13 protein-coding genes and 1 tRNA gene are annotated in these 14,652 nt (G+C 51.3%); 4 read left to right on the top strand and 10 right to left on the bottom strand.

The genetic code is table 11. The annotated features are described in order from the left end of the window. Nucleotides 1–309 precede the first annotated feature (309 nt). Genes C5S61_RS13895 through hisZ form a run of 3 tightly spaced genes read right to left on the bottom strand, consistent with a single transcriptional unit; the run spans nt 310 to nt 4,570 of the window. Nucleotides 310–2,031 carry an ArnT family glycosyltransferase gene (locus C5S61_RS13895; protein ID WP_110515646.1) on the bottom strand — a complete coding sequence of 574 codons (1,722 nt, stop codon included), beginning with the start codon at nt 2,029–2,031 and terminating at the stop codon, nt 310–312. Between the two features lie 45 nt (nt 2,032–2,076). After that, complete coding sequence (gene pheS, locus C5S61_RS13890; RefSeq protein ID WP_110515645.1) at nt 2,077–3,117, bottom strand: phenylalanine--tRNA ligase subunit alpha; 1,041 nt, start codon at nt 3,115–3,117, stop codon at nt 2,077–2,079. Between the two features lie 49 nt (nt 3,118–3,166). Beyond that, a complete protein-coding gene (hisZ, locus tag C5S61_RS13885) occupies nt 3,167–4,570 on the bottom strand; it encodes an ATP phosphoribosyltransferase regulatory subunit (protein WP_164689472.1) in 1,404 nt (467 codons plus the stop codon). 179 nt (nt 4,571–4,749) lie between these two features. Between hisZ and C5S61_RS13880 the strand changes: the two genes are divergently transcribed. Continuing rightward, complete coding sequence (locus tag C5S61_RS13880; protein ID WP_110515643.1) at nt 4,750–5,445, top strand: DUF6391 domain-containing protein; 696 nt, start codon at nt 4,750–4,752, stop codon at nt 5,443–5,445. A 110-nt stretch (nt 5,446–5,555) separates the two neighbouring features. Continuing rightward, nucleotides 5,556–6,368 carry a MerR family transcriptional regulator gene (locus C5S61_RS13875; RefSeq protein ID WP_164689470.1) on the top strand — a complete coding sequence of 271 codons (813 nt, stop codon included), beginning with the start codon at nt 5,556–5,558 and terminating at the stop codon, nt 6,366–6,368. Between the two features lie 71 nt (nt 6,369–6,439). Here the strand turns inward: C5S61_RS13875 and C5S61_RS13870 are convergent, their stop codons facing one another. The 5 genes from C5S61_RS13870 to C5S61_RS13845 all read right to left on the bottom strand — a co-directional run bounded on the left by C5S61_RS13870 (nt 6,440) and on the right by C5S61_RS13845 (nt 10,471). Continuing rightward, nucleotides 6,440–7,213, bottom strand: a complete 774-nt coding sequence (locus tag C5S61_RS13870) for a DUF554 domain-containing protein (protein WP_110515641.1) — start codon at nt 7,211–7,213, stop codon at nt 6,440–6,442. 58 nt (nt 7,214–7,271) lie between these two features. Further along, a tRNA-Arg gene (locus C5S61_RS13865) sits at nt 7,272–7,348 on the bottom strand. A gap of 312 nt (nt 7,349–7,660) precedes the next feature. Beyond that, nucleotides 7,661–8,509: a dioxygenase family protein gene (locus C5S61_RS13860; protein WP_110515640.1), complete on the bottom strand. Its 849-nt coding sequence runs from the start codon at nt 8,507–8,509 to the stop codon at nt 7,661–7,663. 79 nt (nt 8,510–8,588) lie between these two features. Then, nucleotides 8,589–8,960: a DUF1304 domain-containing protein gene (locus C5S61_RS13855; protein ID WP_054536547.1), complete on the bottom strand. Its 372-nt coding sequence runs from the start codon at nt 8,958–8,960 to the stop codon at nt 8,589–8,591. A gap of 632 nt (nt 8,961–9,592) precedes the next feature. Next, on the bottom strand, nt 9,593–10,471 hold the full coding sequence (locus tag C5S61_RS13845) for an MBL fold metallo-hydrolase (RefSeq protein ID WP_110515638.1): 879 nt from the start codon (nt 10,469–10,471) through the stop codon (nt 9,593–9,595). Nucleotides 10,472–10,580: 109 nt separating this feature from the next. Here C5S61_RS13845 and C5S61_RS13840 point away from each other — a divergent pair, with 109 nt between their 5' ends. Both C5S61_RS13840 and C5S61_RS13835 read left to right on the top strand, forming a co-directional pair. Next, on the top strand, nt 10,581–11,159 hold the full coding sequence (locus tag C5S61_RS13840; RefSeq protein WP_110515637.1) for a TetR/AcrR family transcriptional regulator: 579 nt from the start codon (nt 10,581–10,583) through the stop codon (nt 11,157–11,159). A gap of 85 nt (nt 11,160–11,244) precedes the next feature. Beyond that, nucleotides 11,245–11,988: a phosphoribosylaminoimidazolesuccinocarboxamide synthase gene (locus tag C5S61_RS13835; RefSeq protein WP_110515636.1), complete on the top strand. Its 744-nt coding sequence runs from the start codon at nt 11,245–11,247 to the stop codon at nt 11,986–11,988. A 51-nt stretch (nt 11,989–12,039) separates the two neighbouring features. Here C5S61_RS13835 and C5S61_RS13830 read toward each other — a convergent pair whose 3' ends face one another. Together C5S61_RS13830 and recJ are read right to left on the bottom strand one after the other, a co-directional pair. Then, the gene (locus C5S61_RS13830; protein ID WP_110515635.1) at nt 12,040–12,813 is read right to left on the bottom strand and encodes a hypothetical protein; all 774 of its coding nucleotides are present in this window, start codon (nt 12,811–12,813) and stop codon (nt 12,040–12,042) included. Then, nucleotides 12,810–14,528 carry a single-stranded-DNA-specific exonuclease RecJ gene (gene recJ / locus C5S61_RS13825; RefSeq protein WP_110515634.1) on the bottom strand — a complete coding sequence of 573 codons (1,719 nt, stop codon included), beginning with the start codon at nt 14,526–14,528 and terminating at the stop codon, nt 12,810–12,812. Before recJ ends, C5S61_RS13830 begins: the two co-directional genes overlap by 4 nt. Nucleotides 14,529–14,652 lie beyond the last annotated feature (124 nt).

Genomic DNA, 14,652 nt, shown 5'->3' with positions numbered 1-14,652 from the left:
CCTCACCCCCCAGCCCCCTCTCCCACTGAACGCGGGCGAGGGGGAGCACCGTTTTCACCGACGAATGACGAACCAGCGTGTTAAAGCCCCTCGCCCGCGCACGGGCGAGGGGTTGGGGTGAGGGGATCAGGCGATTGGTAACGCAATGTACCAGTACACCTAGAGCCTATAGTTAGGGTTCAGGGTTCAGGGGCTGGGGATCGGGATGTCGTCCTGTGCCAACCGCCTGTTGCCAACCCCAATGATTTTTCGCTAGCCAATAGCCAAAAGCCTATAGCCTCATTCTCTTCGTGCGCTTCGTGGATCAAACTACTCGACCACAACATTGCCAACCACCGCATAATCGCCAAGCAACAAACCTTGTTGGCTCCACACGCCAGCGCGGCTCCAATCGCCAAACTCATCAAACCAGCCCATCCGCACTTCGTATTGGCCTGGTTCAAGCTCAGCGGGCAGATTAATCGTCAGCAGATCTTCCCACCAATCATCAGGAGTCCAGCGCAGTGCTTGCCAAACTCCATCTTGTGGCTGCACATCGAAGGCAAAGCTTTCGCTTTCGTTGCCAGGTTTGGCCAAATGCACAAACAACGACCATTTACGATCTTGTTTGCCAACTGCGCGCCAAAGCGTATTGACCAACCAAGGTTGACCTGCTTTGGCGGTTTGGGGCAATAAAATGCCCCGAAGTTCGATGGGATTGGCAGTATCGGGCCGCCACAAGGCCAAAACTGGCCGCTCTGGCTGTGGCTCAACCACCAAATAGGGGTAGGCTGCGCTGATGACCGTGTTTGGCAGGCCAACCGCCATGGTTACTAATAACGCTGGCAAAAGCCAAGCCGCCGTTTTGACGCTGCGCTCAAGCCCGATTGCCAAGGCGCAGGCAGCTACCGGAGCAGCCGGAAACAAGAATCGCGCCTGCCAACCAACTTGGCCGCTCAAGACTGCAAACGCAAATGTCCAAGCAAACGAAAGCCCAACCAAGGCCCACGCCAGCTGCCAGCGCTGATCGATGCGCCAGCGCCGAATTCCCAAAATCGCAAGCCCAATCCAGATTGCCAGCAACCAATACAGCCATTGCGGCGCGGCCACACTCATCCAGCCAAAGCGTGCAATTAGCGATGTGCCCAAGGCATGCATTGCCTCGCCCCAATCGTGCAGGCTGAATGGCGAGAAGGTCGGGCTGCTAAATTCGCCTTTATACAAACCCAAACCAAATGGATCGCCATACAACAACAGATTACGCAGATACCACCAGCCAGCAATCGCCGCGCTGCTGAGGCCAATCCACGCAATTGTTGAGCGTAATTTGAGCGTATGTCGCAAGTGCCACAAACGCAAGCCAATTAGGGGAATCAACATCACTGCACTTTGTTTGGTGAGCAATGCCGCTCCAAGTGTTGACCCAACCGCCCAAGGCCACCAAGGCTTTGGATTAGGCTCAAGCAACAGCCAGAGCAGCGTTGCACACAGCAGCCACAGCAAAGGATCATTCGAGACTAAAACTGAGTGAAAGAGCAATTGGGGCCAAAAGGCAAGCAAACTCGCGCCAAATACCGCTAATCTTGGACGCAAACCCAAGCGCAAGCCAATGCCATAGCCAACCACAATCGTCAATGTGGCGCAGCCAATCGAAAACCAACGCAACCGATGCCAAACCAACACATCAGCTTGGTAGGGATGGCGATCGATCGATCTCCAGGCAAAAGCAGCTGGGTCTTTGCCGCCAGCCCAAATCCAATTATGATTATTGGCCAGAATCACCACCCGATCTTCGAGCGCAACCGAGCGCGCCAAAGGCTGCATCAGCCAATAGGCCAAGGGTGGCTGATGGCCTTCGCCTGGCACATCGCCCAAGCGTTGGTCGGGCAAGCGATTGTTGCGGGCTACAAACAAGGCATATTCTGCATGGCCTGGCTCATCGGGGCCTTCGCCAAGGGGAATGCGGGTACTCCACCAGACCGCTAGCGTGCAATACACCAGCAGCAACAGCAATAACGGCCAATGGTAGCGGAAGCGTTTTAGTGAAGTCATGGGTAAAAAGGCGCTGAATAAAGCTATTCAGCGCCAATTGGAGAATTAACCGAATTGTTCCAAGAAACGACCGTCGTTGGAGAAGAACCAGCGAATGTCGTCGATGTCGTAGCGCAACATGGTTTGGCGTTCTGGACCCATGCCGAAGGCAAAACCGCTCCATTCCGCAGGATCATAGCCGCCGTTGCGCAACACGGTTGGGTGAACCATGCCAGCACCCAAAATTTCCAGCCAGCCGCTCTTTTTACAAATTCGGCAGCCTTCGCCACCACAGATGAAGCATTCGATGTCGACTTCGACGCTTGGCTCGGTGAAGGGGAAGTACGAAGGGCGATAGCGCACTTTAACATCATCTTTGAACATGCGACGGGCAAAATTTGCCAACGTGCCTTTGAGATCGGCCATGGTAATGTTTTTGCCAATTACCAAGCCTTCAACTTGATGGAACATCATCTCTGAGCGGGCGCTGACTGGCTCGTAGCGATAGCATTTGCCAGGCAAAATTACCCGAATTGGCTCAGGATTCAAGGTTCGCATCACATGAATTTGGCCGGGCGAGGTGTGGGTGCGCAACACAACTTTTTGCTGCGGATCATCAGATTGGATATAGAAGGTATCCCACATATCGCGGGCTGGGTGATGCGCAGGCATGTTGAGCAATTCAAAATTATACTCATCCGATTCGACTTCGCGACTTTCCCACACTTGGAAGCCCATTTCAGCAAAAATATGCTGAATTCGGCGCAGCGATTGAGTGCTTGGGTGCAAACGGCCAATGTTGGCTGCCCGCCCAGGCAAGCTAATATCAACTGCATCTTCTTCGAGTTCGTGATGCAGCGCCGCGCTTTGCAAGCGTGATTCTAATGTAGCTTCTTGTTCGCTCAGTGCTTGCTTAATCGCCCCGAAACGTTGGCCAAAGGCTGGCCGATCTTTGGGGTCAAGCTTCCCAATTGACTGGCTGGCCTGGGCCAACGAACCTTTTTTACCTGTCCATTGAGTGCGCCATGCTGCCAAATCATCAAGCGATTCGACATTGGCCAAGGCTGCTTTGGCCTCTTTTTCAATCTGATCTAATTGCTCAAACATGCCATTCCTACCTTAACCAATTAATTATGCTCAGCGTAGTGTAGCATACTCATTGGGCTTTCTGTTCATTCAAATCGCGTAGTTGGATACCGTCGGCGTTTACTAGGGCCAAATGGCTCATTTCTCGTCGCCGCGCATCATTTAAATTAGCAGCATACGAACGCTGGCGCAAATCGATCGCAGTGCGATAGCCTTGTTGGCGCAAGCTTGCCGCCGCTTGAATCACCAAACTATGATCATCGCCAACCACCAGCACACTCTTATTCGGTATAATCTCGGCTGGGGCAACTGCCGCAACGATCCGTTCGAGGCCATAGGCAAAGCCAACCGCTGGCATGGCACGCCCACCAAGCGCCGCAACCAAATCATCATAGCGTCCGCCGCCGCACAATTGCAAGCCATCAGCACCATCGATTTCGAAAATTAGGCCAGTGTAGTAGTGCAAACCGCGGCCCATGCCAAAATCGAGCACAATCTGATTTGTTGGCACGCCATATGCCTTGAGGAGATCAAGCGTGGTTTGCAACTCATCCAAAGCATCGGTTGCAACCGTATACTCTGTGCAGAGTTCGCGCATTTGCTGCATAACGCTTGGCGCAGGGCCATGGGCCGCAGTTAGCGCTGAAAGCAAATGCCACGCCCGATCAAGGTTTAGCGCATCGTCGCCACGGCGCAGTTTGCGCACCAAGCGTTGAATAATTGCTTGTGGTTCGCGACCACCACTGTCGAGGCGCACGCCAAGGCTGGGCAGCACGCGCAACAAGAGCGTTTCAAGGTCTTGGTCGGCGAGGTGGGCAAGGCTGGCCAAATCGACTGGCAGATCGTCATCGTCGTTGTCGCGCCATTGTTGCTTAACCGCGTCAAGCCCTTTGGAACGAATCCGTTCGAGGCTCCACGTGAGCGCCGAGGTAATGCGTTCTGGTAAGCCAAGGCTATTGAGCAACGTCTTAATTACGCCAATATGGCCAATCGTTAATGTCCAGTGGTGAATGCCCAACTCGCGTAGGCCAGTTACGGCCAAGCCAAGGGCTTCAGCATCGGCCAACGGGCCAGGTGCACCAAGCAATTCGATGCCAACTTGGGTAAATTGACGATAGGTTGCGCGCCGTGGGCGTTCGTAACGAAAGACTGGGCCAGCGTAACGCAAGCGCAACGGAATCGGCGCATCGCCCAAGCCACTGATGACCGCCCGTAAAACCGAGGCTGTCCATTCAGGGCGCAAGGCCAAATCGCGGCCACCTTGATTCCAATGGTACAATTTAGCGATGAGATCATCACCAGATTTCTTTAAATACAATTCACGATGCTCAAGCAAGGGCAACTCAATTGGGTCGTAGCCAGCTTGATCAAATGTAGCGGTTAATGTCTGAATAAGTGCCTGACGTTGGTGAACGGCAGCGCCAAACAGGTCACGCGTTCCACGAACCACTTCAGGAGTTAATTGATAGCCCACAGGTTCCTCCGAGCACAATCAAACCACATTGTACGCGAAAATTCAGTGTGGGTGAATGGAACCAATGGGGGTCGTATAACGTAAAGTACTTATGTCTGCCTTGACGACGACACAGTGGCGTGATACGCTGCTTTTATTGGTACTTTACAGCTTGTTAACTGCCACGGGAAGGAAAGCCTATGCATGGATTAATGATTTTTTCGGGATTATTTGGTGCGTTGGCAGTCATCTTTTGGTTCTTCGGTCAGCCAATCTGGTCGTTATTAAATGTTCCGCGTCAACTCAACCAATTGTGGCAAGGTGTTTCAGTGCGGCGTAATCACGCAATTGAACACGCCACCGTTAATGTGCTTGAAGAGCGCTATGGTTCGCAGTTGGTCGATGGCTGTGCCACAACCGAAGGCTTCCGCATTCGCGCTGCGATTGATCCAGCATTGTTGCTCGATGCTGCGCGCGAAGGCCTTTTGCGGCTGCAACGTGGCGATCGTTCAATGGCAATCTATCGCCGCTGTGCAACGGCCATTAGTTTCTGTTTCCTAACAGTGGCTTCGGTGGGCCTCGGCATGGTTGCTTTCCTCGATATGTTGTCAAGTACCAGTATTTTCTTGGCATTAACCATTGCTGGCGCGCTTACTCCTCGCTTAAGCCCACTTTTTCAACGCTTTTTTACTACATCGCTTGACGTAAAGGGGATGAGCATTGGCGCAATTGAGTTAGTGCCACCAACCTTGTTTATGGGTTTGTCGTTTGCTGCTGGCGGCGCAGAGTTTGCCGTGCGCACCAAACCTGCTCGCCGCATCTACCAACCACCCTATCGCTATGGCGAACGGGTTCCGGTCTATGTGCCAGTTGAAAACAACACCCGCCAACGCTAAATAAATCTGATTAAAGAGTGATCAAAAGCCGAAGTTCAATGCTTCGGCTTTTTTGTTGGCCAAAAAATCACCCTTGTGTCTCCCCTTGGGGCAGAGTCTATACTAGCGCTATGAACGAATCGCTTATCTCAATTGGCAACTTTGCCGAGGCAACTCGGCTCTCGCTCAAAGCCTTGCGTTTGTACGACCAACTGGGCATTTTATCAGCTCGTCATGTCGATGCACAGAATGGCTATCGTTACTATCACGCTGAGCAACTTGCATCTGCTCGCTTGATTGGAATGTTGCGCCAAATCAACATGCCGCTGGCCACGATTCGCCAAGTAATTGCTGGCGATGCCAAAGATGCTGAGATTTTGCTTAGTCGCTACATTCGCTCGGTCGAGTTGCAGGCAATCCAAGCCCGTCGTGCCCAAAGCCTTATCCTCGGGTTAATTCGTCAAGAAGGAGTTTGTATGAGCCTTGAAGTAACTGTCCGCCAACAAGCCGATCAGCCCATCCTGAGCATCACCAAACGCACGTTTGTTAACGAGTTGGATAATGTAATTGCGCATGCCTTCCACAGTATGGAACGCTTTGCCGCTGACAATAACTTGGTTGTGCGTGGCTCTGCATTTGGCATTTTTCACGGCACGATTAACGCCGATGATGATGGACCGATTGAAATTTGTTTACCAGTTGATCAGCTTGTCGAGCAGCAAGGTGAAATTGTTGGACGAATTTTGCCTGCTGGCAAAGTTGCGGTCGTAACCATGCATGGCGATCAATGTGAGTTTCCGCATATTTTGGCGGGCTACGATGCTGGCAGCGATTGGATCAAAGCCAATGGCTATGTTGTTTCCGATTCGCCGCGCGAAATCTGGGTCAACCCACCAGGCCCTGATGCTTTGATGGAAATTGCTTGGCCGTTCCACGAAGCCTAGACAGACTGATTCTATCAAGCCCTTCGCCTGTGTTTAGTGGGCGAGGGGCTTGATAGAATGCTTGCCCATTTTTACAGCAAACTAATCAGCCAGTGCAGCAGCGGAGCCATCAGCAAGGCTGGTAGCAACGAAGCCACGCGAATTTTGGTTAGATCAAGCAGATTAATGCCCACGCCAACCACCATTAAGCCGCCAACCCCAGTGATGATCAGCACCCGTGGATCGACCGCTGGATTGGGCAAAATCGTGGCTAAGGAGCCAGCAGCCAGCGCTACGCCACCTTGATAGATTAAAATAATCAGAATCGAAAAACCCACGCCGATGCCAAAGCTGCTTGCCAAAGCGACTGCCGCTAAGCCATCAAGCGCTGCCTTGATCACCAACAGCTGCGAATCGCCAACCAAGCCATTGTTGATGCTGCCAATCAAAGTCATTGGGCCAATACAGAAGAGTAACGAGGCTGCCACAAAGCCCTCGGTAAAGCGTCCACTGCCATTAAATTTGGCTTTGAGCCAATCGCCAAGCGCTGCCAAACGCTCCTCGACGCGCCACCACTCGCCCAATAAACCGCCCACGACTAAGCCAACCAAACCAATCACCACGCCATCGACCACAATTGGTTGGCTGGCTTGGGCCGTGCTTTGCAAGGTTGCGCCAGCTTTGTTCATGCTGCCAGCCATTGATAAACCAATAAACAGCGTTACCAAGCCCAATGCTTGCATAATCACCGTTTGCATACGTTCTGGCAAGCGCCCGCGCAGCGCCAAACCCAAGCCCGTGCCGAGTGCCACCGTCACTATGTTGATGATTGTTCCATTGAGCTTTGCCCACAGACTCAGATCCATCCTGCCTACTCCTAAACAAAAACCACGAAGCCTTGGCGCTTCGTGGTTGTTTGGCATATGGTGACCCCGGCGCGACTCGAACGCGCGACACACAGTTTAGGAAACTGTTGCTCTATCCACCTGAGCTACGGGATCGTACCAACGGCAATTATGCTTAAGCCCGCCCGAAATGTCAACCCCGTATAAGTAAGGATGAAGGGTGAAGGATGAGGGATGAAAGGTAGAAGTCAAAAGTCAAAAGTCAAAATGAACCTAAAGAGCATAGCATAGAAAAGAATGCAAGGATGAAAGAGAGAAGATCGAGCAAAGAACATAGAACATAAGGATTGGCTACAGGCTTCAGGCTAGCGGAACATTTTTTGGAATTGCAATAAGTCCAATAGCCAAAAGCCAATAGCCTATAGCCATACGCTCCTTCGTGCTCTTCGTGTTCTTCGTGGTTAAAAATTAAATCTGCAAACCAATTTCAAACGTTGCGCTATAGCCTTGGCCGTTTGGCACAACCGTCAAAACTGTTTGACCAGCGCTTTGTTGATAGATACCATCGCCATCGTTGAGCAAGGTGCGCACGCCTTTGGCCACATACGGCGCTTGCCCATGCACCACATCAGTCAGGCTTTCATCGAAGAAAAATTGCGAGGTAAACTCATAGCCTGCATCGGTGCGAATTTTAAAGTGAATATGCACCGCCCGACCTTGATACCAGCCAGGGTAGATTGTGGTGAAGTTGGCAATCCCAGCGTCATCGGTGCGCTGATAGCCACGCAGGAATTTTTGACCAACCGTGCTAAAACTGCGATCGGTTGCGTCTGAATAAACTCCATCTGCATCGCAATGCCACAAATCGACAATCGCCCCAGCTAAGGTCGTACATGTACCAGCCCCAATTTGGCTGACCACCACTTTAACATCCAATTGCGTGCCTGCACTCACAGCGTTATTGCTGGGATCAGAACGAATATCCGAGCGCTCTAATTTTTCATCAACAAAATAAGGGCCTTCAGTTAGCTCGGGCCGCACAATACAGCTGGGCAAGGCAGCAACGGCCTCGCTGGTGGCCGTGGCCTCGACTGTGCTAGTGGCGGCGCTGGTTGCCGTCGCAGCCTCGGCGATTGTGTTGGTTGCTGCTGTTGTGGCCGTGGTGGTTGGGGCGCTAGCTTGGGCAACGCTGGTCGGGGTTGGCACGACCTCGCTGCTACAGCCAGCCAATACTGCTGCCGACCCCGCCAACCCAAACAGCTTGAGCACTTCGCGCCGACTCAAAATCCGGCCAACTGGTTGATCATCATTATCCATGGGAATAACTCCTTGTGCATAAACCGCCCAAGCAGCATACCAAATAATAATGAAGAAAACTTAAAGATATTCTAAGTATTTAGCTAAACATATGGATTAATAAAGCCACCAAGGCGATGATTGCTGGGCCACCTTGCACAAATAAAATTGAGCGTTTGGCCGTCAAGCCGCCATAAATCGCTGCTACCACCACACAACAGACGAAAAACAATTGAATCTGCAAGCCAAAATCAGGATTGGGATGTACCAAACCCCAAATTAAGCCAGCAGCCAAAAAGCCATTGTACAAGCCTTGATTGGCTGCCAACGATTTGGTTTGTTGGGCAAACTCTGGCGTTAGCCCAAACGATTTGGCAGTGCTTGGCTTAGTCCAAGCAAACATTTCCAAATACAAAATATAGATGTGTTCGACCGCCACCAAGCCCACCAAAATTAAACTTACGATTGCCATAACCAGCCACCTTTCCTAAATTGCCAATTGTTGGCAACTAGCTAGCTATAGTACCGCAAAAGTCGAAAAAAGTCAGAAGGCAAAGGATGAAGGGGAAAAGTCAGAAGGCAAAAATCAAAAATCAAACGAATCAGGCTATGGGCTATTGGCTAACAGAACATACTTTGTGGAATTCGGGCAATTCGTGGCTAAAAGAGAAATCTTCATGTTCTTGTGTCCTTTGTGCTCTTCGTGCTCTTCGTGGATCAAATGTTAACGCAGCGGCGCAGAGCAACCGAAGGATGAAGGATGAATCACAACAGGCAAATCAGGATCGGGGGCCATTGGCTATCGGGCAGCAGAAACCTAATCCTGAAAATCTGTGCCAATCTGTGGCAAACGGAAAGAATGAAGGATGAAGGATGAGGGATGAAACCGATAGCCAACAGCCATTCGTGCAATTCGTGCAATTCGTGGCTAAAAACATACTTCGCGATCTTCGCGTCCTTCGTGGTTTCGGTTCCTTCGTGGATCAAATGTTAACGCAGCGGCGCAGAGCAGCGATGGCTATGTGGCTAGTGGGGATTGCTTGGAAATACCAACCAGTGTTCCGCTAGCCAAAAGCCAATAGCCAATAGCCTCATGCTTTGTGGTTAAACTGAGCGTGCTCGTTCATCCTCGATTGGCAGCCAACGATAAGCCTCATCCTCTGGCACAACATAGCCAAAGCTGGGAGTTGGAAAGTGGCATGGCGCAATCAAGGTTTTGCCATCACTCACTTGGGCCAAAACTGCTCGGCGGGTGGCATACGCCTGATCATTATCAACATCTAAACCACTGGCAAAGCTTGGCTCGAATAGCTGAATTGGGTTGAAAAACACATCGCCAGCAAGCAACACTCGTTCGCCAGTGCCATGGTCAATCAACAGGCTGGTGTGGCCTGGGCTATGGCCAGGGGTAAACCACGTCGTGATGCCTTGCGCCAGTTCAAAATCTGCATCGAAAAATTCTAGCTTACCTTGCGCTTCGAGCCATAAAACTTGATCCTGCAAGTAGCCAGCACGCTCAGGGCTGTGCTGTTGCATAAACTCAATCAGGCCTTTTTCTGCTTGATGGGCCAGATAACGCGCATTCGGAAATCGCGCTTGCAAAATGCCATCGACATAATGGGTATTCAAACCAACATGATCAACGTGCAAATGCGTTAGAAAAACCGTATCAATCGCTGCTGGATCAATTCCTAGCAATGCCAATTGGGCTTCAAGCTGTTGGCTGCTCAGTGGTTGGGTTGGCGCTGGGGCCTTGCCTAAGCCAGTATCAACCAAAATCGTGCGCTCCGCTTGTTGAATGAGATAGCAATGCACGCGGCCTAGCAAGGTTTCTGCATTGTAAAACGAGCTTGGATAGCTCGCGCGAACTTTAGCCCAAACTTCGCCATTAACTGGCAGCATCGGCCATGGTGTGGTCACATCGACGATTGCCGTGATCGTGCTTGGCCCAAGGTGAATTGTGCGCTGGTGGAGGGTTGACATCAATAACTCCTTGCGTTTGCTCGTGTGCTATACTGTTTGAATATGTTGAATTAGCGTTCAACTTGATTATATTGAACTATGGTTCAATTTGTCAAGAGGGAAATTAACCATGGCTGATGATTCCAAAACTGCGAAAAAACCAACAGCGCAACGAGCAGATGCGCAACAAAACCATGGGCGAATTCTGGCGGCGGCCAAAGCGCGCTTTGCTAGCGATGGCCCAAACGCCGCCATGGATGCGATTGCGCGCGATGCAGGCGTGGCGGTTGGCACGCTCTATCATCATTTTGGCTCCAAAGAAGGCTTATTGAATCTGGTTATTCATGAGCATTTTCAGGTGGTAATGGATTTTCTGGCAGGCTTGCAAGCTGCAACTGAACCTTGGTGGGCAGTCGAGCAGTTGGTGCGCGGCATGGCCAAACGCCAGCTCAAAGATCAGGCGTTTAAAACCATGATTCAGCAACATACGAATTTAGTTGCAGCTAGCAGCCAAGCCAAACAGGGCATTAATCCAGCAATTCAAAGCCTGATTGATCGCGCCAAAGCGGCTGGGGTTGTGCGCGCCGATTTGCAAGCAGGCGATTTATCGGGTTTGTTGGCTGGCTTGCCAATCGGTGATGATCAGGCTGAGCAGCGCGAACGCTATCTGGCAATTGTGTTGCAGGGCATCAAAAGCGAAACCCCATAAGCATGTATAATGGGGCGGGCAGACTCCATTTGGCGGGTTTGCCATTGAATTTGCTTGCTCAACAACGCATGAAGGAGCGTTTTCAATGCAATACGGCACCAAATTAGCCGAAGGCAAAACCAAGATTATCTATGCTCACCCTGAAGACCAAAGCTTGGCCTATATGCTGCAAAAGGATTCGATTAGCGCTGGCGATGGGGCACGACGCAATGAAATCGAAGGAAAAGGCGCGATCAGCGGTCGCACCTCGGCTAATGTCTTTGCCTTGCTCAATCGCAGTGGCGTGCGCACCCACTACAAAGCCGATCCTGAGCCGGGCGTGATGGTCGTTGAACGTTGTGCAATGTTGCCCTTGGAAGTCGTGATGCGGCGTTTGGCAACTGGCTCATATTGCCGTCGCCACCCTGAAACGCCAGAAGGCACACGCTTTAGCCCGCCATTGGTTGAGTTTTTCTATAAAGACGATGCCAACCACGATCCCCAAATTGATTTGGCTGGGATTGTTGAAAAAGGCTTGGCAACAGCCGAGGAAGTGCATTTTATCGAGCAAGAAGGCACGCGAGTGTTTGAATTGCTCGAACAAACCTGGGCCGAACGCGGTGTGCAATTGGTCGATCTTAAAATCGAATTTGGCCGCACTCCCGATGGCGCGTTGATCGTCGCCGATATGATCGACAACGATTCATGGCGCTTGTGGCCCGATGGCGATAAGAGCAAAATGCTCGATAAGCAAATTTATCGCAATTTGCAAACTGTCACCGACGAAGCATTGCAAAACCTCAAAGCCAAATACGAAGAAGTTCGCGATATTACCGAGAGCTTCCGCTAAATTATTGCTTACTACCCCACCGCGTTCCATTATTTGGAGCGCGGTTTGGCGTTAAGACAGAAATTGCAATGGCCGCCGCGCTGCTGCAATGCCTGCTTGCACAATCCGTTGCGCCACCTCAACCCTATAGCGCCAATGCTCAATCTTGGTATCATAGATTTCTGCTTGGCTTTGCTGGGCCTCTGCATCAGCGGCTTGGGCTTGAAATTGATCGGGAATTTCCCAATCTAAGCCATCAACTTCGCAATAATTGAGCTTAAACCCGCCGCGATGCAGCAAAATCGGCCATTCTGCATCAGTGCCAAGCGCATCGATTGGTGGGCTATTGGCCAAAATAAAATGCGCAGCTACCGGCGTGAAGCCGCGTGCGCCAGCGCTAAAATCCATTGGCGTGCCCAGAAAAAACGAGGCCATCGTATTGCTGGTGCGCTCAGTTTCGATCAAGGCGCGGGCATGGGTCGCGTAGGCTTGCCAAGTGCGACCAATAATCAAACAATGAGTTTGCGAACGTTGGGCGATGCTAGTTAATTCGCTGGGTCGTGTTTCGATCCAGCGCAAAGCCCGATCAAAATCAATTGCATGAATATAATTTGCTTGGGTTTTGAGTGCTTCGGCCAAGGCCAAATGCCTGCCCTGCGCCCACTCGCTGGTTGGCACTGCGCGCACATTAGGCAAATTGTTGAGCGTTTGCAATAATTCTGGCTCAATCGTTGGCGGCGTGCTGATGACAATCGAGCGATACAATTGGCTTAATTGCGGTAAGAGCCGTTCAAAGCGGGCCAATTCGCCACGTGGATGCCAAGCTGAGGCTAAAACGATGCTCATCGCTGTTCACTCAAGCGCAAATCAACCAGCGTCAGCTGCACCGAACTGCGGCCATTCCATTCGTTGATGCCCACTGTATACACAATGTCGATCTGTGAGCCGTTATGCAATTCGGCCAGCCAATCGCCGAGGTTAAAGCCAATTGCCGTTTGATAATGGCGACCTTGTTGCAACCGCAAACGCAAATGTTGATTCTCAGCGCCAACGCCTTTTGCCTCGATGACCGTCACGCGGCGGCTGCAAAAGCGTGGTTGTTGGTTTTCAAGCCCAAACGGAGCCATTTTTTCAAGCACAGCTAGCATCTCAAGATTAAGTTGCTCGAAACTGGCTTCAGCGTCGATTGCCAATTGTGGCACCATCATCTCGTCGCTAATCTGTTGGTTGGCAATCGCCTGCAAACGGCGGGTAAGCTCTGGAATATGCTGATTGGCAATCGTAAAGCCAGCGGCGGCAGCATGACCACCATATTTTTCAAACAAATCGGCACATTCAGCCAAGGCATTGACAATATTAAAGCCTGGAATTGAGCGCGCACTGCCACGGCTGGTATGTGCTTCTCTGCCCATCACCAGCACTGGGCGGGCAAATTCTTCGGCCAACTTGCCTGCGGCAAGCCCAACCACGCCATGATGAAAATGCTCGCCCTCAATCACCAAAATCCGTTGATCAAGCTGGCCGCTGCTTTGGGCCAGATCCCGCGCTGCCTGTTGCACATCGCGGGTCAAGGCTTGGCGCTCAATATTGGTGCTATTCAATTGGTCGGCAAAACCATCAGCTTGGGCTTGTTCAGGAGCCAACAACAAACTATAGGCAATGCTGGCATCGACCAAACGGCCAGCAGCATTAATCCTTGGCGAAAGCCGAAAGCCCACGCTGCTTGCATCAATCTTGCCTTGCTCAACCCCCGACACTCGCAACAAGGCTTTCAATCCAGGTCGTTGGCTTTCGTTCATGGCCTGCAAGCCAAAATGCACCAGCACCCGATTCTCGCCAGTCAAGGGCATCATGTCGGCAATTGTGCCAAGCGCCACAACATCGAGAATATCGCGAGCACGTAGGTTGTTGGGCTGGATGCCTGCGCGCCATAAGGCCTCGTAGAGCTTGAAAGCCACGCCTACGCCACACAGACCCTTGAACGGATAACGGCAATCGCTGCGTTTGGGGTCGACCACGGCATAAGCTGGGGGTAAATGCAACGGCGGTTGGTGATGATCAAGCACAATTGTATCGAAGCCAAGCTCATTAGCACGGCTAATTTCGGCTGCATTGCTAATGCCACAATCAACCGTCACCAGCAGATCAATGCCTGCTTGATGCAATTTTTCGATTGCAGCCAAATTCAGGCCATAGCCTTCGCCCTCGCGTTTGGGAATATACGGCTTCACTTCGAGATCAAAGGCTTTGAACAATTGCATTAACAGCGTAACGCCGGTTACGCCGTCGGTATCGAAATCGCCGTAGACCACAATTCGCTGGTTTTGGTCAATTGCCAGCTTAATCCGTTCGACCGCGCGATCCATATCGTGCAGTAAAAACGGGTCATGGCGTTGTTTCCAATTGATATTGAGAAACTGCTCAACCGCTGCTGCATCGCGCCAACCGCGATTCCATAAAATAGTTGCTAGCAATGGATGATAATCGCCGAGGCTGCGAAGTTGGCTTGGCGTGGCCTTGGTTGGCAATTGCCAATGGCGCATAACACGTTGATTGAGCATAAAATCCCTCATGAGCTGGATTGGTTTGGCGATTGTAGAGATAAGCAGAGCAATCGTCAAATTTGGTGAGCCTGAATAGTTCATTATAGAGCCATAAGCAAGCATTTTTTGGCATGCTCAAAGG

This window comes from Herpetosiphon llansteffanensis, from assembly GCF_003205875.1.
GTDB classification, from domain to species: domain Bacteria; phylum Chloroflexota; class Chloroflexia; order Chloroflexales; family Herpetosiphonaceae; genus Herpetosiphon; species Herpetosiphon llansteffanensis.
This window is presented reverse-complemented; position numbering and strand designations above follow the sequence as displayed.